The organism is Campylobacter sp. JH32 (genome assembly GCF_017846535.1).
Taxonomy (GTDB): Bacteria; Campylobacterota; Campylobacteria; order Campylobacterales; family Campylobacteraceae; genus Campylobacter_D; species Campylobacter_D coli.
In genome coordinates, this window is sequence record NZ_JAEQBS010000012.1 from 1 (window position 1) to 19,375 (window position 19,375).

The following is a 19,375-nucleotide window of genomic DNA, read 5'->3' on the forward strand; positions in this document are numbered from 1 at the left end:
ATGATATGGCAGAATCTATTAAAGAGCAAACTGCAGGTATTACTCAAATCAATGAGAGTGTAGCTCAAATTGATCAAACCACTAAGGATAATGTAGAGATTGCTAATGAATCAGCTATTATTTCTAGTACAGTAAGTGATATAGCTAATAACATACTTGAAGATGTGAAAAAGAAAAGGTTTTGATTAAACTAATATGAAATATTGATTTTACATATTAGTTTATATGTTGGCTAATATATACAATTTAGATTGATATGCAAGTATCAATCTAAAGATTTTGATTTGTTGATACTTTTATTTATTACTCATTGATATCTTTAATTCATTATTCACCAATACCTAGATAGGTTGGGTGTTGATGAAATTTATTTACAAATTCTTCTTATATATTTCTTATCTTACTTATTTGAAAGTTTCTAAAAAGTTTCCAAACATTTCTATACTTTCATTGTTTTAATTTCAATACGGAGTAGAAAACAAATGCAAAGAAGAGTATTTTTAAAAGGTTCAGCTTTAGGTTCTATGGTGGCTTTTTTTGGAGGTTCAAATTTAAGTGCTGTGGTACTTAAGGATAAAGAGTTGTTAGGTTTTAAAGCTGTAAGTGCAAGCACAAAAGATGAAGTCATAGTGCCTGAGGGCTACGAGGCTAAAGTTTTGATATCGTGGGGAGATCCACTTTTTAGCAAAGCAAAAGCCTATGATGAAAGTAAAAATATCGATATGAATGCAGTGGATAATGCTCGCTTTGTTTTTGGAGATAATAATGATGGTATGAGTTTTTTTTCACTTTCAAAAAATAGAGGAATTTTAGCCATAAATAATGAATACATTAATCCTGAAATTATGTTTAATCATCAGGGTAAAAACTTGAGCAAAGAAGATGTTTTATATGAGCAAGCAAGTGTGGGTGTAAGTGTATTAGAAATTCAAAAAAAGGGTAATGAATGGGCTGTAGTTTTGGATTCTAAATACAATCGTAGAATTGATGCAAATACTAAAATGGAAGTAAGCGGAGCAGCTAAAAAAGAAGTTTTAAAAGATAAAAAATTTGCTTATGGAACTTTTGCAAACTGTGCAAATGGCCAAACTCCTTGGGGAACTTATATTAGCTGTGAAGAAAATTTTGATGATTATTTTGGAAGTTCTGATGAAAATTTAAAATTTGATGAAAATTTTAAGCGATATGGCTTTAAAACAAAAAGCGAATACGGCTGGGAAAAATTTGACGAAAGATTTGATCTAGCTAAAAATTTAGATGAAGCAAATCGTTTTGGTTGGATAGTAGAAATCAATCCTTTTGATGCAAAAAGCACTCCAATTAAAAGAACAGCCTTAGGTCGCTTTAAACATGAAAACGCAGAATTTATAGTAGAAAAAGATGGTTTGGTTATCGTTTATATGGGCGATGATGAAATCGATGAGTTTATTTATAAATTTGTTAGCAAGCACAAATATGTAAAAGGTGGAGATACAAGTAAAATTTTAGATGAAGGAACTTTGTATGTAGGCCAATTTAATGGCAATGTAGGGGATTTTAGAGGCAGTGGAAAATGGATAGCTTTAGAGTATGGTAAAAACGGCTTAGATGAAAGTAAAGGATTTAAATCACAAGCTGATATACTTATCAATACCCGCCTTGCTGCAAGTGTAGTGGGTGCAACTCCTATGGATAGATGCGAGTGGATAGCAAGCCATAAAGAAAGTGGCTCTAGGGAAGTTTTTGCTACTTTAACCAATAACAAAAACCGTACACAAGCTAATGCAGCTAATCCTAGAACAAAAAATCTTTATGGGCAAATTTTAAAATGGATACCAAAAAATTCACACAAGGATGATGAATTTACTTGGGAAATTTTTACTCTTGTGGGCAATCCTGATAATCAAAAAGGTTTAAACAAAGGGTCAAATAATATCACTAGTGAAAATAAATTTAATTCTCCTGATGGACTTAAATTTGATAGAGATGGAAGACTTTGGATACAAACAGATGGTTCTTATTCTAATAAAGGCGAATATGCGGGAATGGGAAATAATTGTATGCTAGCGGCCAATCCAAAAACAGGTGAAATCAAACGCTTTTTAACAGGGCCTATAGCTTGTGAGATAACAGGAATTGCTTTTGATGAGGATTATACTACTATGTTTGTAGGTATACAACATCCAGGAGAAGGACTTAAGGGTAGTACTTTTCCTTATGGAAAAACACCAAGATCAAGTATAGTAATGATAAGAAAACTTGATGGTGGAGTTATAGGAGCTTAATTAAAGATCTAAAGAACTTATAATAATATCTCTTTTATCCCAAAGATTAAATAAGATCAAAATTATAAGTTCTTCTTTATTTAGATTGTTTTAAGTCTTAAAAAATCTAGGACAAATTCCTAGATTAATGCAAGCTTTCTATATAAGCCATAGCACTAAGCGCTGCTACGGCTCCATCGCCTGCGGCACAAATAACTTGTTTTGGAGCATCTTTTCTAAGATCTCCTGCTGCAAAAAGCCCAGGAACATTAGTTTGCATTTTAAGATTGACACTTACTTGCCCGCCTTCTTCCATATTGCACAAAAACTTACCATCGTCTTGTTTTAAAATTTCATTTCTTACATTAAGTCCCACAAAGGTGAAAATTCCTGGCACATTTAAATCTCTAATGCTACCATCTTTTAATTTTACTTTCACGCCTGTAACACCCATTTTATCACCATATACTTCATCTATGCTTGCACTAGTGATAAGTTCGATTTTTTCATTTTTCTTCACTTTTTCTACTGTAGAAGGCGCAGCTCTAAATTCGTCCCTACGGTGGATTAGATAAACTTTAGAGCAAATATTGGCTAGATATAATGCTTCTTCTAAAGCAGTATCACCACCACCTAAAACCGCTACTTCTTTATTTTTATAGAAAAAACCATCACAAGTTGCACAAGTGCTTACACCCTTGCCAAAAAATTCATCCTCACCTTTAAAACCTGCTCTTTTTGGAGCAGAACCAGTGCAAACTATCACTGCTTTTGCAAGTTCTGTTTTACCGCCCTCTAGTCTAATGGTAAAACTTCCATCTTCATTTTTTGAAATTTGTTCTACACCTACCATTTCATGCTTTAAGCCAAAACGCATACATTGCTCACTCCAAGGTGCCATAAAAGAAATTCCATCCATAACTTGTGCAACACCTGGATAATTTTCAATTTCCGAACTAGAAGTAATTTGCCCTCCTGGCATCCCTTTTTCAAACATTACTACATTTTTAAGACCACCCCTAGTTGTGTAAAGTCCAGCACTAAGTCCTGCAGGTCCTCCACCTATAATTGCTACATCTAACATTCTTTTTCCTTTGTAATTTGAATTTTATTAAGAATGATATACAAATTATTCTTAATAGTAGTTAATAAAAATTATTATTTAGTATAAATTTGAAATTTTTGAATAAAAGGCTAGTAAAACTAGCCTTGAAGATTTTTATAGTAAAGAATTTAATTTATCGCTGATTGCTTGTTTTGATTGAGCACCAACTAATTGATCTACCACTTCACCATTTTTAAAGAAGATAAGAGTAGGGATAGAGCGAACGCCAAATTCAGCTGCTAAATCGCCTTGCTCATCTGTATTTACTTTACAAATTTTTGCTTTACCGTCAAAGTCATTCGCAAGTTCATCAATTACTGGAGCAAGCATTCTGCAAGGTCCACACCATGGAGCCCAAAAATCAACTAAAGCAACACCTTCTTTTGCTTGTGCAAAATTATCACTTGTTAATTCGATATATTTTCCCATAATTTTTCCTTTCACTAATTTTTGTAATTGTATTTTATTTTTTTAAATATTAGCTTAAAAACTGATATTTTCAAAAAATTGTATCATATCATCACTAATACAGATAAGATCCATTTGAAAATCATCTAAAATCCCATGTTTTAATTCATAAAATTCTATAGTTTTTAAAATTTTTTCATATTTTTTAACATTTAAGCGTTCAGAAACTTCATAATTATTTTGAGTAAATTTAACCTCGATAAAATGTAAAATTCCATCTTTTTTCGCAATGATATCAATCTCGCCAAATTTTGAACGAAAATTACGCTTTAAAATTTCAAATTTTTGTTTTTTTAAAAATTCACAAGCCTTATCTTCGCCTAAAATTCCACTAAGATATGATGCAAATCCCATTATTCTTCTATGCGCATCATAAAAGGCTTAGCCTTGATAAAATCTTGTTTTTCCAAGATAGAAAGTAAATTTTGAATACTTTTTTCAAAGGTATGATGAGTGGTAAAAAATAAAGTGCTGTAAGTTTCACCCTGTTTTGGTTTTTGCAAAAAGCTGTCTATCGAAATATTATTTTCGCTCATAAATTGAGTAATTTTAGATAAAACTCCTGTTTTATCTTCTACTTTTAATCTTAAATAATATTTTGTATAAATTTCATCTCTATTTAAAAGTTTAAAATTTAAATTATTTTCAAAGCCCATCATAGGACCCTTGGGTTCATTTCTTGCTATATCCATAAGATCAGCGATAACAGCACTTGCTGTAGCATTTCCTCCTGCACCTGCTCCATAATAAAGACTTTCGCCAAGTATATCACTGACTATGCTAATAGCATTCATCACCCCATCGACTTTTGCTATCATTTTATCTTTACTGATCATAGTAGGATGCACTCTTAATTCTACTATGGAATTTTGGGCTTTAGCTATGCCTAAAAGCTTGATAGTAAAGTCAAATTCTTTTGCAAAATACATATCTTCAGCAGAAATTTTACTGATACCTTCGATTAAAATATCTTCAGGTTTAGCGCGTAAACCATAAGCAATGCTTGCTAAAATCAAAAGCTTGTGCGCAGCATCTTGCCCTTCTATATCAAAGGTCGGATCTGCTTCTGCATAACCAAGTTCTTGCGCTTTTTTTAGCACATCATCAAAATTTAAACCCTTGCTATTCATAGCGCTTAAAATATAATTGCTCGTGCCATTGAGTATACCTTCAATACTCAAGATATTATTTGCGCTTAGTCCTTCTTTTAAAGCTTTGATAATAGGAATTCCGCCCGCAACACTTGCTTCATAGCCAAAAGTTGTATTTTTAGCTAACTCTTCAAGCTCATAGCGATGATAAGCAAGCATAGCTTTGTTTGCAGTGACTACAGGCTTATTTTTTTTAAGAATTTCACTGATAATTTTAAAAGGTGTTTCAACCCCACCCATTAATTCCACAAAAACATCTATATCATCTCGTTGCAAAATTTCATCTACATTTGTAACGATAGGAATCAGGGTATTTTCTTTTTGGCTTTTAGCAAGAGCAACAACAGGAATGATATCTTGTCCGCATCTTGCACGAATGATTTCTTTATTTTGAATTAAAACACGAGCAACAGCACTCCCTACAACCCCATATCCTAAAATAGCAACCTTCATTTTATTCTTCTTTCAAGTATTTTTTAATATTGCGTGCAGCTTGACGAATGCGGTTTTCATTTTCTATTAAAGCAATTCTTACATACTCATCTCCAGCTTCACCAAAACCAATACCTGGACTCACAGCTACTTCTGCGTGCTGCAAAAGTTGTTTAGAAAATTCCAAGCTTTTTAAATACATTTTACTTTCAGGCAGTTTTGCCCAAACAAACATACTAGCTCTTGGTTTGTGAAGTTTCCAACCCGCATTTTCAAATGCTTCTAGCAAGATATGCATTCTTTTATCATAAGTAGCACGAATTTCATCTACACAACTTTGATCCCCATCTAAAGCTATAGTAGCAGCTACTTGTATAGGAGTATACATACCATAATCAAACCATGATTTTATCTTTTTAAGAGCAGCTACTAAGCGTTTATTTCCAACTGTAAATCCCACACGCCAACCTGCCATATTGTAAGATTTTGAAAGAGTGTAGGTTTCTACAGCAACATCTTTTGCGCCCTCTACTTCTAAAATAGAAGGGGTTTTATAATCATCATAAGTTAAATCCGCATAAGCGATATCAGAAATAATATAAAATCGCTCTTTTTTTGCAGTTGCAACCAATCTTTCATAAAAACTTTTTTCACAAGTTACCGTTGTTGGATTGTGTGGAAAATTAACCACTACATATTTTGGACGCGGAATGCTTTCATGCAGGGTTTTATCCAAATCTTCAAAGAATTTGTTTTCATCAAGCTCAAATTTTTCATTATATTTAAGAGGCATTTTAGCTACATTTCCTCCTGCTATGATAAAAGCTTGAGTATGGATAGGATAAGCTGGAGCTGGCACTATAGCCACATCTCCTGGATTGATAATCGCTCTTGCTAAATTGACAAAACCCTCTTTAGAGCCCATAGTCGCTACTACTTCACTTTCAGGATCTAAATTTACTCCGTATTTTCTTTTATACCAATTGCAAATAGCTAGGCGAAGTTTATAAATCCCCATAGAGGTAGAATACCCCGAAGTTTTGTCTTTATTGGCGCTTTCACAAAGTTTATCAATGATATGTTGAGGGGTTTTACCATCGGGATTTCCCATAGAAAAATCGATGATATCCTTTCCAGCACGCCTTGCTGCCATTTTGATCGCATTTACTTCTGCAAAAACATAATTTGGAAGCCTTTCTATGGTATTGAAACGAATTTCATCAAACATTTCTCTTCCTTTTTATTTTTTTAGGGTGATTTTTAAACCTCTTCGGATATTGTCTAAACTATACATATCACTTACAATTGCATAAACTGCACCGCTTGGAATAAGCTCTGAAAAATGATTATTTTGAGCTTGACTCTTGACTGCTTTAATAAGATTTAAATTTTTATCTAAAAATAACACTTTAGGAAACCAAAAATCAGCATCATGAGCATCAATCATCAAATTTGAAGCCCCTTGAAGAGTAAATACATAATCTTTAAGCGGTCTTTCTAAAGCTTGTGTGGAATTAAGTTTTAAATCAATATTAGTATTAAGCTGAGCATTTTCAAAATTTAAATCATACTCATAGTCATAAGTACCTATGCGCTTGATATTGTCTATATAAACTGAATTATCTTTTAAAAGAGCGTATAAGGCACCTGGATCTAAAATGTATTGAGATTCTACTTGTATGGTATAGTCTATATTGCCATCGCGTAAAATCATATCCGTAGGAATAAAATATATATATCCAAGATTTGTAAGTGCGTCAGTTAAAATCTTAAAAAATACAACAGAATCTGCTTTAGCTTTAAAATTAAGCTTTAAAGTTCGAGGCTCTGGTAGAGTTAGGTTGATTAAAGAATTGGTTTTTAAAATTCTTGAAATTTTAGCTATGTCTGGATTGCCTTTATTATCCATATAGCTGGAGCTAGGAAACAAAAGACGCAATTGAGAATCTTTAGAAGGATTAGCAACTAAATTTTTCACTAGCTCTAAACTAGAAACAGCAAAAACAGAATTAGCTAAAAATAAAAAAATAAAGATTTTTTTTACCATTCTTTACCTTTATTTAACTTCATAAATTCAGCCGCCGAAATACTTGTAATTTTTCCATCTTTAATCAAAAAGCGCTTTGAATTTCCTGCAGGAAATTTTTGTTCTTTTCCATTTTCATCAAAAACACTTAAAGCCGCAGCTCCTGTTAAAACCAAACGATTTACTTCTAAAGAAAGATTAAAATCATTTTCTTTTACAAGACTAGTTTTTCTATAATTTGATAAATCAATCAAACCTATCCAAATTTTACCCGAAGCTTTAAAATGAGCTTCTTTATTGAGAGCTTTTGAGACTTCTGCAACTTCTTGATTTGTTGTTGCTAAAGAATCATTTGTGCTTAAATTTTCTTCATTGGCATTTGTATTATTTGGTGTGGTAGAAATTTGTTTTATTTCTTCTTTTGTATTGTTAAGTTCTGTATTTTGTATTTGAGTTAAATTGGCTTCTGTTTCATTTTCTTCAGCTTGATTGTCAATCACAACTACATTATTTTCTAAAGCTTTTAGATTAGATTGTGCTTTTCCGATAATATCTACAACGGCCGCACTTGAGTTGTTTTGATCCTTTTGAAAAAAAGATTTAATATAATCAAAATAATAAATCCCAAAACCTATAAGTGCTATAATTATAACTATAATTATAAAAGATACAAAACTAGTTGACTTTTGGCTATAAGCATCTAATTTAGGGGTTATCATCTTAGGCTTGGTGGTTGTATCGTTAAGATTATTTTCATTGAGATAGGTTTCAAATTCTTCATTAAAATCCGTAAAATCAAGTTCGTATTCACGACTTAAAATTTTTACGAAACCACGGACATTAAAACGATTTAAGGTGGCAAAATCCTTTTTAACTAAAGCTTCTAAAAATTCCAATTCGATTTTTGTTCTAGCAGCAACTTCTTTTAAATTTAAATCTTCAATTTTTTTCCAATTAAGCATTTATCATCCTATCACAAAGTATTGCAAAAGCTACACTGACATTAAGGCTGTCGAAATTATTTTTCATTTCTATGCCTACACATTCATCGCATTTTTTTATTATTTTAGCACTTAATCCCAAACCTTCACTTCCTAAAATCAAAGCTTTTTTACCCTTATCGACTTTATAATGATGAATTTGTTTACCTCCACTTGCACTAGCAAAAAGCTTAAATCCTACTTGTTTAAGCTCATTTAAAACGGTAAAAATATCATTATTTAAAGCAATTTCAAGATCTAGCGCCGCTCCACTGCTCGTGCGGATAACGCCTTCCATCGCGAGTCTTTCGCCGATAAAAATAAGTCCATCCACTCCTAAAGCATAAGCTGTTCTTACGATAGCTCCTATATTTCCAACATCACTGATACCATAAAGAATAGCTATAAATTCACCCTTTTTAAGAGTGTGCAAATCTTTAAATTCATACTCTTTAATATCTAGTAAAAAACCTTGATGATTTCCACCTTTAGCATAAGCTTGGGCTGTTTTAAAATCAAGTTTTTTGATCTTAAAGCCTGAACTAGCAATTTTTTTAAAAGTTTCTTTGTCGCACTCTTTAGCTAAATAAAGCTCATTTATAAGCTCTTTATGTCGTTCTAAAATATAAAAAAATATCTGTTTTCCATAAACTATCATTCTAAATTTTACCTAACTTTGACTTAAAAGCAGTTTTTGATAAATTTCTTTTGGATTTTTTCCATTCATCTTTGCCAAAAGCTTGCTTTTTGTTTTTAAAGGTATTTCAAGCTCTAAAATATCATTTTCACACAAGGAATGACTAATGTTATCTTTATCATTTTTAGCCAACACAACAACCCACTCACCCTTTAAATTTACCTGTTTTAATTCATTAAAAAGATCTATAGCCTTGCCTTTAAATTTGGCTTCAAATTTTTTAGAAATTTCTTTAATCGCAAAAACTTCTCTTTGACTATCTAAAATAGCTATTTGTTCTATTAAAGACAAAATGCGTTTAGGAGATTCGTAAATAACACTAGGATAAGGATGATTGAGTATTTTTTGGATATCTTTTTGGCGTTCTTTGCCTTTATTGGCTAAAAAACCCATAAAAATAAATTCTTTTTCGCACAAAGCCGAGCTTACAAGTGCCACCAAAGCTGCATTAGCACCGGGTAAAACTTCAAATTGGATATCATTTTCTAAAGCAAAATCAATTAAAAATTGCCCAGGATCACTAATCCCTGGCATACCCGCATCACTCAAAAAAGCAATGTCTTGATTAAAAAATTCCAAGTCTAAATTTTCTAAAACTTTTTTTTCATTGTGGGTGTGAAAAGATATAAATTTTTTATCTCCAAAATCGATTTCAAATTTAGAAGAAAGTAAAGAAAGTAAAGACTTGCTTACCCTTGTATCTTCACAAAAAAAAATATCGCAAGTCTTTAAAAGCTCTAAAGCACGAAAAGAAATATCGCTTAAATTTCCTATGGGTGTAGGAATAAAATAAAGCATAATTATTGCATTGCGTATTTTTTCTTAAATTTCTCTACACGACCTGCTGCATCTACGATTTTTTCGCTACCTGTGAAGAAAGGATGGCAGCTTGAACAAATATCAACTCTTAACTCACTTTTGTTTGATTTAGTAACAAAAGTATTGCCACAAGCGCAGCTAACTTTGCATTCTACATATTCTGGATGAATTTCTTTTTTCATAGCTTTTTCCTTAAAATTAAAACAATAAGCGGTGATTATATTAAATTTAATATAAAAAAAACATTAATTTAAGTAAAATTAAAGCAATATTTTTGCAGCCACTGCAATGGCAGCACTTTGACTTCTCAAAATATTAGGAACTTTAAGGCAAATTTTTTCTTTAAACATTTGTTTTTCTTTGGGGCTAAATCCACCCTCTGGACCTATAAAATAAAGTCGAGTTTTATCAAATTCCTTTACCTCACCTTCAAAATCAACCAAAACAGCATCAGGAAAAACCTTGCTAAATTCTTGTATATTTTTATAGCTTTGAATTTGCATTTTGTGACTTCTTCCGCACTGCTCACAAGATGAAATGATGATTTTTTCTAATCTCTCAAAATCAAGTTTAAAATTTCTTTGAGAAAATTCAGTAAAAACAAGGTGTAATTTTTTAACTCCAAGTTCATTTAAAAAAGGAAGTGTTTTTTCCAAAATTTTAGTATCAATAACCGCCAAGGCTAAATCAAGTTCGCTTTGCGGATGAGACTTAAAATGCTTATGTAAAAAATAAAGCAAACAAGAATTACGATCTAAATTTGAAATTTTATATTCATAAATAAAATCATCCTCTAAATTTCTTAAAGATAAAATTTCATTTTCTTTAATTCTTCTTGCTTTCAAGTGAGCAAATTCTTCGCCCTTAAGTTTTAAAATTTCTTCCCCTGCTTGCTTGTGGTATAAAAATTGCATTTATAAATATTTACCTGTTAAAAAAGGTAAGATTAAAAGGACAAGTTCACAAAATAAAATCATAAAACTAATGCGTCTAAAAGTTATATAGCGTCTTAATCTACGAGCTTTTTTAAATTGTATAAAATGAAAAATAGCTAAAGCAAAAATAAAAATCCAAGAAAAAATCATGAGCCAAAGATTTAAATGTGTTTGAAATTGTTTAATCGCTAAAAGCAAAGAACCTGTAAAAAGCATCAAGGCTAAAAAAACATAGTATATAGGTAAAAACAAACGGATTCTGCGGATAAATATAAATTCGGTTTTAAAATTTCCTTGAGTCAAGACAAGATAAAAAAACATTAAAAATCCACTAGCATAAAGACTATAAAGATGTAGAGCTAAAAAAAATTCATAACTTTTATCCATTTATTTCTCCTTGCTGATATATTTTGCTAAATTTTCTCTTTGTTCTTGGGTTAAGAAATTATGAGCTTCATCTTTTAAATTTTGAAGTCTTTGAATAAATTTTTCACTGCTTAAATTTTTAATTGCAATACCTTTTTTGGTTTTAACTTCTCCTTTTTCTCCATGACAAGTAGCGCATTTTTGTTTATATAAAGAATTAATAACACTTGGATTTACATCATAGTCTTCGCTGATACTGGCCTCATCATCAACCGGTAAGGGCAAATTCGTATCGCTAAATTCGGTTTTTTCATCATTTTGTTCAATTTGTACTATTTCTTCGGTAGTATTTTGGTTTTTGTGATTAAATTCTTTATCATCACTACAAGCGTTTAAAAATAAAACTGCAAATAAGCTTATTAAAATACTTAAGTTTTTACCCATTAAACCTCCTTAGGATTTGTAAAAATGTGTAAATTTTTCAACTTATCATAAAATTCTATATCATTCCATTCTGCTTTTATAGCAGGTGAAAATTCTATATCTTCAAGTGTGATTTTTGGCATAGTAGGACTATAAGCATCTTCTTTAAACCCTTGTGCATAGCCTGTTCTTGTTTCATGTACTATAATGCTTTGCAAATTTACACCTTGTTCGCCATTTATCATCTTGGTTTGTTTTAATAAAGCATCGATTAAAATAAAAAATACACGGCAAAAATTTTCAGCACTGACATTAACAGGCAAGCTTATCCAGCGCTGCGAGTATTTTTTCATTTCATTTAAATAAGATTCATCATCTTGATTAAAAAGTGTAATAGCATGATCAAAGCTGTCAATAATTTGACGCATATGGGTTTTTAAAAGCCCAAAGTCATAAACCATTCCCGCATTATCTAAATACTTGCTTTCAAGTAAAACCTCAACCTTGTAAGAATGTCCATGAATACTACTTTTACAACGACTTGAAGAACAAAATCTAACAATATGAGCATTTTCAAATTCAAATAATTTTCTTATAATCATACACCCTCTTTATCATTCCAAAGACGAATATGGATTCTATCAGAATAATTATAACCATTTTTAATACAAAACTCGGCTATTTTTAAAGCATTTTGTTTTAAATTTTGCTCATTTTCTCCCATAGGCATACAAAAAATTTCATTAGGCGCTTTTTCTAAAATTTCTAAAATTTCTAGTGACAAACTTTCTAATTGACTGGAATTTAAAACAAATTTGTAAAAGCTATCTTTAGCATAATGCTTAAAGCCTTTAAGGGCATTGAAATTTAATCTTTTTTCTTTACCCATCCCGCTATTTTGAAGCTTGACACTTAGAGCAAAAACACATTCTTTATAAAAAGGATATTTTTCAAAATCAAGCTCTATGCTTCCATTGCTTTCAAAATGCACTTCAAAATTATTTTTCAATAAAGCTTGGATAAAATCGATAAATTCTGGATTTTCATGATGGATTAAGGGTTCTCCTCCAGTAATCACCACAATAGGATTAAAATCTTTTTTTAAATCAAGCACGCGTTTAAAAAGTTCACTTGCATTTAAAATTTCATATTCTTCATTAAATTCTTTAGTAAAAACTGCCCTTATAGTATCGCAACCTTTAAGAGTTTTTCCATTTTTAATAAGCTTTACCCCAAAGCCTGAGCAATTAAAATTACATCCTGCAAAACGCATAAAAATGGCTAGTTTTCCGCTATATTTGCCTTCTCCTTGTATACTTAAAAAACTTTCAACAAGTTGCAAATTTAACCTCCGGTTTGATAAAAAGCGCGAGATGAAGTTTCGTTATCTACCACACTCCATCTATTTTTTTCAGGTTTATTGCGTAATACTTCTTGTAAAATGTTTGCAGCAGCGTTAATATCACCTTTTCTCACTGCTTCTTTAATGCTTAAAGCCTCATCAAAATAAAGACAAGGTATAAGTAAACCTTCAGCGCTTAAGCGAATGCGGTTGCAAGAATCACAAAATTCATGGCTATGTGGATCTATAATCCCAAATTCATAACCATCCGCACTATAAATACTCACAGGAGCTTTTTCAGCTTTTTTAATGAGTTTTACTTGATATTTTTGACTTAGAATTTGTATGATTTCATCTCTTTTTAGACCTTGTAATTTTCCATAAGCATGTATATTTTCCATAAATTCAATAAAGCGAATTTGAATGTTTTTAGATTTTGCAAATTCCAAAAGAGGTATCAACTCATCATCATTTAAACCCTTTAACACAACAGTGTTTAGCTTGACTTTTAAACCTACGCTTAAGGCCTCATCAATCCCCGCTAAGACACTATCTAAAACATCTTTTTGCGCGAGAATTTTTGCTTTTTTGCTTTCTAGGGTATCAAGAGAGATATTTAAACGCTTCAGTCCAGCATCTTTAAGATCTTTAGCAAAATCTTTTAATAAAAAACCATTCGTTGTAATGGCTAAATCAAGATCTTTTTTATAATCATTTATCATTTTTATAAACACACTTAAATCTTTACGCAGTAAAGGCTCTCCTCCAGTGATACGAATTTTTTCGATCCCTTCATCAATAGCCACTTTAACAAACAAAAAAAGCTCTTCAAAGCTCAGTAAATTTTCTTTAGGTTGATGATTAAAAGGAATTTTTGGCATACAATAAAGACAACGAAAATTACATCTTTGGGTTACTGATATTCTAAGATAATTAATCTTTCTGCCAAACTGATCAATAAGCATTGCCTCTCCTAGTGATTATTTGATAAGTTGTTTAAATTTTAAAACAAGCTCAACATTTCCAGTGCCTATACGCAAATCTTTTGCAATTTGCTCTATACTTTTTCCCTCTTTAAATAAATCCACAATTTTTTGCTCTTCGGTATCATAATTTGGTGTTAATTTTGTCATACTTTGTGCTTTTTGTTCCAAATTTAAAATACGATTTTGTTGCTCATTTTGAAAATCTTCTATAATATGCTCCATGGTTTTTAAAGTTCTTAAAACGGGGGTAATTTTTGCACTGATTTGTTTTTCAAGCGTGATTTGAATTTCTTCTTTCAATAGAGTAATTTTATAGTCCTCTTCCTCTTGATCGCCCTCATCTTTTACGCCTAATTCTTTGCGTAAATAATGAAGTTCTTTTGTAATATCTTCAACCACGCCTTGGAGTTTGTTTATTTTTGCACTACTTTCTTTATCTTTGATATTCATATAAGCTAATATTGCAACCAAAAGTACGATCATAAAAACTAAATAAAGCACATCATTACTCATTTTTGTCCTTTTTATTTCTTATCATATCTCTTTGCAATTGAACCACGAAAGCATCAAAAGCTATTCTATCTTCGGGTTTTATTTTGATAATTTGAGCTAATTTTTTATTTTGAGCTTTAGCAAAAATGGCCATTTTTTGATTATTAAGATCAAATCTTATGTAATACTCTTTTCCTTCTTCTAAAATCTCATCTAAAAAATTTAAATATTCAAAATTTAAAGATTCAACCACGCCTTTTTGTTTGAGTACTAAAAGATCTTTATTTTTATCCAAAGAATCCTCAAGTCTTAAAATATCTTCTTTTAAGCTCAAAAGTAAATCGAAAATGATTTTCTCGCCCTCATCAAAATCCACACGCAAGGCGAGTTTTTTCCATTTTGAAAGTTGAGAAATGGCACCTAATTTTAGATATTCTTGTAAAAAATGGTTATTTTCAATATCACAACACTCTAAAGAAGCTTCAAATCCTGCCTTAAAAAGACTTATTTCCATACTAAATCAACCCAAATAAAAATAAAAAATATTATACTTAAATATCCATTTAAAGTAAAAAACGCTTTATCAATGTGAGCAAAATTTTTATGTACAATTTTATGTTCAAAAGCCAAAATAATACCGCTGATAATCACTCCAAATAATGCAATATTTCCAAGCGCTACTCCCCAAACCTGCCAAACAAAAAGTAGCCAAAATAATACTGCTAATACATGGCAAAAAGCCGAGATAAATAAAGTCGCCTTAGAGCCAAATTTAGCAGGGATAGAATGAAGTCCTACTTTTTTATCATACTCCATATCTTGTAAAGAGTAAAGCAAATCAAATCCAGCCGTCCAAAAAGTTACCCCTAAGCATAAAATCACACTATAAATGTGAATTTCACCCATGACTATCACACTGCCTGCAATAGGTGCAAGTCCTAAACAAAATCCTAAAACTAAATGCGCTAAAGAACTAAAGCGTTTAAAAGCAGAATAAATTGCCAATACAAAAAGCACAGGAAAAGAAAGATAAAAAGCCAAAGTATTGATAAAATAAGAACACAATATAAAAATAATCGCATTAAGGATAATAAAAATCCAAACGCTTTTGCGTCCTATTTTTCCACTGACATTAGGGCGATTTGCACAGCGAGGATTGTCTTTATCGATATCTTCATCCATTAAACGATTGGTCGCCATAGCAAAATTTCTTGCACTTACAGCACAAATAATACCCAAAATCAAAGCCTTAAAACCAAACCAAGCGCTATCATTAACGAGTTTTGAAGCCACTATCATAGATGAAAATAAAAAGGGCAAGGCAAAAATAGAATGCTTAAATACCACAAGTTCCAAAATATCTTTAAATTTATTCCAAATTGTGTTCATGTTTTTCACTTTAAAATATTTTTTGCTATGATTTTACTAAAATTTTCATAAATTTTAGGATAAATTATCACATGTTTTTTCAAATCGCACTTATAGGAACCACTGCCAGTGGAAAGACTTATATAGCAAATGCCTTAGCTAAAGAATTTAATGCAGTGGTTTTAAGCCTTGATAGTCTTTGTGTTTATAAAGAAATCAATATAGCCAATGCCAAGCCATCTAAAGATGAGCTTGCAAATTTAAACTATTTTGGAGTAAATTTATTAAGTGTTGATGAGCATTTTAATGTAGAATTATTTATAAGAGAATACCAAAAAGCAAAAGAATTTGCTCTTATAAATGATTTGCCTTTGATTATAGTAGGTGGAACAGGTTTTTATCTAAAAACGATGATAGATGGTTTAAGTCAAAAAATTCAAGATACGACTAGCACTTTAAGTAATGATGAAATTTATGCTCTTTTATTAAAAATTGATCCGGCTTATAAAATAGAAAAAAATGATACTTATCGTCTTAAAAAATGGCTAAGTATTTATGAAAGTACAAATGAAATTCCTAGTGATTTTTTAAAAAAGACACAAAAAGATGGGGTGCTTAAGGATATTGAAATTTATGAGCTTGTATGGGATAGAGAAATTCTAAGAAAACGCATAGAAGCAAGAACAAAAGAAATGATTGATAATGGGCTTATAGAAGAAGCAAGAATGCTTTTTTCAAATTTTGATAACAATCTTAAAGCATTAAATTCTATAGGGCTTAAGGAATGCAAAGAGTATTTAGAAAATCAAATTTCTTTAAAAGAGCTTGAAAGTTTGATTAGTATACATACATCACAGCTTGCCAAGCGTCAAAGAACTTTTAATAAAAAATTCCAAAGCACTCCTTTGGAATTTTCTAAAGCCCTAGAGTTACTTAGAAATAAATTTTTAGCTAAAGAATAAATGCTCAACTAAAATTTTTATCCCTAAGATTATCAAAACAGCTCCCCCTAAAAATTCAGCTTTGTTTCTAAAGCGAGTGCCAAATTTATTGCCTAATTCTAAAGCAATAGCACATAAGATAAAAGTAATAGAGCCTATTAAAAATAATGCCAAAAACAAATCAACATCTAAAAAGGCAAAGCTAACTCCTATAGCTAAGGCATCAACACTTGTAGCTACAGCTAAGGCAAACATGATTTTAAATCCAAATTGATTTGAATTGGTGTCGCAATTTTCATTCTCAAAAGATTCTTTAATCATTTTTAGCCCAATTAAAGAAAGTAAAACAAAGGCTATCCAATGATCAATACTTGCAATAAAAGATGCAAAAGTGATGCCTATAGCATATCCAATAGCTGGCATTAAAGCTTGAAAACCACCAAAATAAACTCCTGTAATAATATAGTGTTTTAAATTCAATTTTTTAACACTAAATCCCTTACATAAAGATACAGCAAAAGCATCCATCGCTAGTGCACAGGATAAAAGAATAAGACTATAAAAATCCATGACAACTCCTATGAAAGATGTAAAAGTTGAGAATTATAATAAAAATTTCTTAATTAATTTTTTTAATGAAATTATGATTAAAAATTTATAGCAGTGGATTATATTTAATTAAACTTTAAGAATAAAAAATATATAATTCAACTTCGTTTTTATTTTTACTCCTTTTAAAAGTGGCCCATTCGTCTAGCGGTTAGGACATCGCCCTTTCACGGCGGTAACACGAGTTCGAGTCTCGTATGGGTCACCACTTAAATCCTTTTTTTAATATTTCCGAAATCAATCATAGATGTTCTTTAGGATTTTTACTTAATATTTTTATTGTTTTTCATAAAAATGGATTTATAAACTTATAAGAATTTTATTTGTAGAATTTTTTGTTTTATTAGAATGATGAGGATTAATAAACAAATGAGCCATGATACCAATTTTTTCTTGTTATATTTTAAAGATAAAATTCCAAAGGATTCTTTAATTTTTCTTAAGGAAAGTTTAGAAAAAGCAAGCGAAGAACAAAAAGAAAAGCTTTTATTTATCAAACTGAAAAATCCCCTATATGGACTTTTATTTGCTTTTTTGCTTCCTGGTTTAGATAGAATTTATAATGGCAATATAATTTTAGGTATACTTAAAATCATATCAGCAATACTTGTTTCTATAGGTTTAATAATAGCAGAAGATAAAAATGATGAAAGCACTATGCTGATTTTTATAAATTTATTTTTCATACTAAGTGTTTGGGTGATTTTGGATTATTTTTTGGTATGGAAAGATATTTGTCAAAATAATCTTAAAAAAATTTTTGAAGTTTTACAATGAAGCAAGATAAAACGATATTGCTCATATTTAAAGATAAGATTCCCGAAGAAAGGCTATTTATCTTAGAGGAAGAATTAAAAAAAGCCAAAAAGATCTAAGTGCTCTTTATGCTATCTCTCTTAAAAATCCTTTGGTTGGCCTTGTATTAAGTATAACTGTGGGATTATTTGGGGTTGATAGATTTTATAAGGGCGATATCTTGTTAGCTTGTATTAAATTAGCTTTTTTTATAATACCTTTATTTGCTACTTTTGCTGCTTTTATAGCATTGTTAGATGAGAGCCATTCGATTTTTATAGATTATTTTGCCATTTTTGCTTTAATGTTTGTTGTTGCTAGCATTTGGAAGCTTGTAGATATTTATCTTGTTTTTGTAGGTATTAAAAAAGATAATTTTCATAAAATTCTTAATTTTTTCTCTTAAAAAATGTCTTGGAAATTTAAAGAAATAATTAAAGACTTTCTTAGTCTTTTTATATAATTTTTATGCTACAATATTTTGTCAAACTACTAAATTAAAGGAGAAATTATGTTTGAATTAAGAAAATTACCTTATGATACCAATGCTTTTGGTGATTTTTTAAGTGCTGAAACTTTTAGTTATCATCATGGAAAACACCACAATACTTATGTAACAAATCTTAATAATCTTATCAAAGATACTGAATTTGCAAGTAAAGATCTTGTAAGCATTATTAAAAGTTCAAGTGGTGGAGTATTTAACAATGCTGCTCAAGTTTATAATCATGATTTTTATTTTGATTGCATTAAACCGATCACAGGCTGTGGCTGTGGTGGCTCATGCCAAAGTATGGATGCTAATTTACAAGCAGCTTTAGAAAAAGAATTTGGTTCTTTAGAGAATTTCAAAGCTGAATTTATCAAAGGTGCGACAGGGGTTTTTGGTTCAGGTTGGTTTTGGTTAGTTTATAATACTAAAAATCAAAAATTAGAATTTGTGGGTACTTCAAATGCAGCTACACCTATCACTGAAGATAAAGTTCCTTTACTTGTTGTGGATGTTTGGGAGCATGCTTATTATGTAGATCATCGTAATGCGCGTCCTGCGTATTTAGAAAAATTCTATGCTCATATTAACTGGGAATTTGTAGCAAAAGCTTATGAATGGGCTTTAAAAGAAGGTATGGGATCAGTTAGCTTTTACGCAAACGAACTTCATCCTGTAAAATAATACAAGGCATCTTAAAAGATGCC

General features: G+C 30.6%; 25 protein-coding genes, 1 tRNA gene and 1 pseudogene. 7 read left to right on the forward strand and 20 right to left on the reverse strand.

The annotated features are described in order from the left end of the window. Nucleotides 1-185 (forward strand): annotated as a pseudogene (locus tag KAR67_RS08440) (chemotaxis protein); the annotation flags it as partial. Between the two features lie 297 nt (nucleotides 186-482). Next, nucleotides 483-2,264, forward strand: a complete 1,782-nt coding sequence (locus KAR67_RS08445; protein WP_002778631.1) for a PhoX family phosphatase — start codon at nucleotides 483-485, stop codon at nucleotides 2,262-2,264. 124 nt (nucleotides 2,265-2,388) lie between these two features. On the opposite strand, the gene trxB is transcribed toward KAR67_RS08445, so the two are convergent. The 19 genes from trxB to mqnP form a co-directional block, all read right to left on the reverse strand. Continuing rightward, nucleotides 2,389-3,327, reverse strand: coding sequence for a thioredoxin-disulfide reductase (gene trxB / locus KAR67_RS08450; protein ID WP_002785476.1), 939 nt, complete (start codon nucleotides 3,325-3,327; stop codon nucleotides 2,389-2,391). A 135-nt stretch (nucleotides 3,328-3,462) separates the two neighbouring features. After that, nucleotides 3,463-3,777: a thioredoxin gene (trxA, locus tag KAR67_RS08455; protein ID WP_002778629.1), complete on the reverse strand. Its 315-nt coding sequence runs from the start codon at nucleotides 3,775-3,777 to the stop codon at nucleotides 3,463-3,465. Nucleotides 3,778-3,831: 54 nt separating this feature from the next. After that, nucleotides 3,832-4,170, reverse strand: a complete 339-nt coding sequence (locus KAR67_RS08460; protein WP_002778626.1) for a YraN family protein — start codon at nucleotides 4,168-4,170, stop codon at nucleotides 3,832-3,834. Next, nucleotides 4,170-5,420, reverse strand: a complete 1,251-nt coding sequence (locus KAR67_RS08465; RefSeq protein ID WP_002778624.1) for a homoserine dehydrogenase — start codon at nucleotides 5,418-5,420, stop codon at nucleotides 4,170-4,172. Before KAR67_RS08465 ends, KAR67_RS08460 begins: the two co-directional genes overlap by 1 nt. Nucleotide 5,421: 1 nt before the next feature. Further along, nucleotides 5,422-6,627: an LL-diaminopimelate aminotransferase gene (locus tag KAR67_RS08470; protein ID WP_002778622.1), complete on the reverse strand. Its 1,206-nt coding sequence runs from the start codon at nucleotides 6,625-6,627 to the stop codon at nucleotides 5,422-5,424. A gap of 12 nt (nucleotides 6,628-6,639) precedes the next feature. After that, the gene (locus KAR67_RS08475) at nucleotides 6,640-7,446 is read right to left on the reverse strand and encodes a hypothetical protein (RefSeq protein WP_002778620.1); all 807 of its coding nucleotides are present in this window, start codon (nucleotides 7,444-7,446) and stop codon (nucleotides 6,640-6,642) included. Further along, entirely contained in the window at nucleotides 7,440-8,387 is a 948-nt protein-coding gene (locus KAR67_RS08480; protein WP_002781509.1) for a membrane protein, read from the reverse strand. Before KAR67_RS08480 ends, KAR67_RS08475 begins: the two co-directional genes overlap by 7 nt. After that, on the reverse strand, nucleotides 8,380-9,063 hold the full coding sequence (rlmB, locus tag KAR67_RS08485) for a 23S rRNA (guanosine(2251)-2'-O)-methyltransferase RlmB (protein ID WP_002778617.1): 684 nt from the start codon (nucleotides 9,061-9,063) through the stop codon (nucleotides 8,380-8,382). The genes KAR67_RS08480 and rlmB overlap by 8 nt, the downstream gene beginning before the upstream one ends. Nucleotides 9,064-9,075: 12 nt before the next feature. Then, nucleotides 9,076-9,900, reverse strand: a complete 825-nt coding sequence (gene rsmI, locus KAR67_RS08490) for a 16S rRNA (cytidine(1402)-2'-O)-methyltransferase (protein ID WP_002783601.1) — start codon at nucleotides 9,898-9,900, stop codon at nucleotides 9,076-9,078. Nucleotides 9,901-9,902: 2 nt separating this feature from the next. Beyond that, the gene (gene rpmE, locus KAR67_RS08495; RefSeq protein WP_002778612.1) at nucleotides 9,903-10,103 is read right to left on the reverse strand and encodes a 50S ribosomal protein L31; all 201 of its coding nucleotides are present in this window, start codon (nucleotides 10,101-10,103) and stop codon (nucleotides 9,903-9,905) included. A gap of 78 nt (nucleotides 10,104-10,181) precedes the next feature. Then, nucleotides 10,182-10,835 carry a 16S rRNA (uracil(1498)-N(3))-methyltransferase gene (locus KAR67_RS08500; RefSeq protein ID WP_002781505.1) on the reverse strand — a complete coding sequence of 218 codons (654 nt, stop codon included), beginning with the start codon at nucleotides 10,833-10,835 and terminating at the stop codon, nucleotides 10,182-10,184. Beyond that, a complete protein-coding gene (locus KAR67_RS08505) occupies nucleotides 10,836-11,243 on the reverse strand; it encodes a hypothetical protein (RefSeq protein WP_002778609.1) in 408 nt (135 codons plus the stop codon). Then, nucleotides 11,244-11,666 carry a c-type cytochrome gene (locus KAR67_RS08510; protein ID WP_002778601.1) on the reverse strand — a complete coding sequence of 141 codons (423 nt, stop codon included), beginning with the start codon at nucleotides 11,664-11,666 and terminating at the stop codon, nucleotides 11,244-11,246. Continuing rightward, nucleotides 11,666-12,247 (reverse strand): 6-carboxytetrahydropterin synthase, encoded by a 582-nt coding sequence (locus KAR67_RS08515; protein ID WP_002778599.1) that lies wholly within the window; start codon nucleotides 12,245-12,247, stop codon nucleotides 11,666-11,668. Before KAR67_RS08515 ends, KAR67_RS08510 begins: the two co-directional genes overlap by 1 nt. Continuing rightward, nucleotides 12,244-12,987, reverse strand: a complete 744-nt coding sequence (locus KAR67_RS08520) for a 7-carboxy-7-deazaguanine synthase QueE (protein ID WP_002781502.1) — start codon at nucleotides 12,985-12,987, stop codon at nucleotides 12,244-12,246. Before KAR67_RS08520 ends, KAR67_RS08515 begins: the two co-directional genes overlap by 4 nt. A 2-nt stretch (nucleotides 12,988-12,989) precedes the next feature. Then, nucleotides 12,990-13,952, reverse strand: coding sequence for a GTP 3',8-cyclase MoaA (gene moaA / locus KAR67_RS08525; protein ID WP_002778595.1), 963 nt, complete (start codon nucleotides 13,950-13,952; stop codon nucleotides 12,990-12,992). A 15-nt stretch (nucleotides 13,953-13,967) separates the two neighbouring features. Next, nucleotides 13,968-14,486 carry a hypothetical protein gene (locus KAR67_RS08530; protein ID WP_002778593.1) on the reverse strand — a complete coding sequence of 173 codons (519 nt, stop codon included), beginning with the start codon at nucleotides 14,484-14,486 and terminating at the stop codon, nucleotides 13,968-13,970. Further along, the gene (locus KAR67_RS08535; RefSeq protein ID WP_002778591.1) at nucleotides 14,479-14,979 is read right to left on the reverse strand and encodes a hypothetical protein; all 501 of its coding nucleotides are present in this window, start codon (nucleotides 14,977-14,979) and stop codon (nucleotides 14,479-14,481) included. Before KAR67_RS08535 ends, KAR67_RS08530 begins: the two co-directional genes overlap by 8 nt. Continuing rightward, complete coding sequence (mqnP, locus tag KAR67_RS08540; protein WP_002778589.1) at nucleotides 14,970-15,854, reverse strand: menaquinone biosynthesis prenyltransferase MqnP; 885 nt, start codon at nucleotides 15,852-15,854, stop codon at nucleotides 14,970-14,972. Before mqnP ends, KAR67_RS08535 begins: the two co-directional genes overlap by 10 nt. Nucleotides 15,855-15,925: 71 nt before the next feature. Here mqnP and miaA point away from each other — a divergent pair, with 71 nt between their 5' ends. Then, nucleotides 15,926-16,795: a tRNA (adenosine(37)-N6)-dimethylallyltransferase MiaA gene (miaA, locus tag KAR67_RS08545; protein ID WP_002781500.1), complete on the forward strand. Its 870-nt coding sequence runs from the start codon at nucleotides 15,926-15,928 to the stop codon at nucleotides 16,793-16,795. Here the strand turns inward: miaA and KAR67_RS08550 are convergent. Beyond that, complete coding sequence (locus KAR67_RS08550; RefSeq protein WP_002778585.1) at nucleotides 16,781-17,344, reverse strand: manganese efflux pump MntP family protein; 564 nt, start codon at nucleotides 17,342-17,344, stop codon at nucleotides 16,781-16,783. The two genes, miaA and KAR67_RS08550, sit on opposite strands and share 15 nt — an antisense overlap. Nucleotides 17,345-17,516: 172 nt before the next feature. Between KAR67_RS08550 and KAR67_RS08555 the strand changes: the two genes are divergently transcribed. From KAR67_RS08555 to sodB, 4 genes are all read left to right on the forward strand, one after another. Continuing rightward, nucleotides 17,517-17,591: transfer RNA gene (locus KAR67_RS08555), tRNA-Glu, on the forward strand. Between the two features lie 161 nt (nucleotides 17,592-17,752). Further along, nucleotides 17,753-18,160: a hypothetical protein gene (locus KAR67_RS08560; RefSeq protein WP_002831460.1), complete on the forward strand. Its 408-nt coding sequence runs from the start codon at nucleotides 17,753-17,755 to the stop codon at nucleotides 18,158-18,160. Between the two features lie 157 nt (nucleotides 18,161-18,317). After that, nucleotides 18,318-18,584: a hypothetical protein gene (locus tag KAR67_RS08565; protein WP_002833342.1), complete on the forward strand. Its 267-nt coding sequence runs from the start codon at nucleotides 18,318-18,320 to the stop codon at nucleotides 18,582-18,584. A 105-nt stretch (nucleotides 18,585-18,689) separates the two neighbouring features. Beyond that, nucleotides 18,690-19,352, forward strand: a complete 663-nt coding sequence (sodB, locus tag KAR67_RS08570) for a superoxide dismutase [Fe] (RefSeq protein WP_002778576.1) — start codon at nucleotides 18,690-18,692, stop codon at nucleotides 19,350-19,352. The last annotated feature ends 23 nt before the right edge of the window (nucleotides 19,353-19,375 follow it).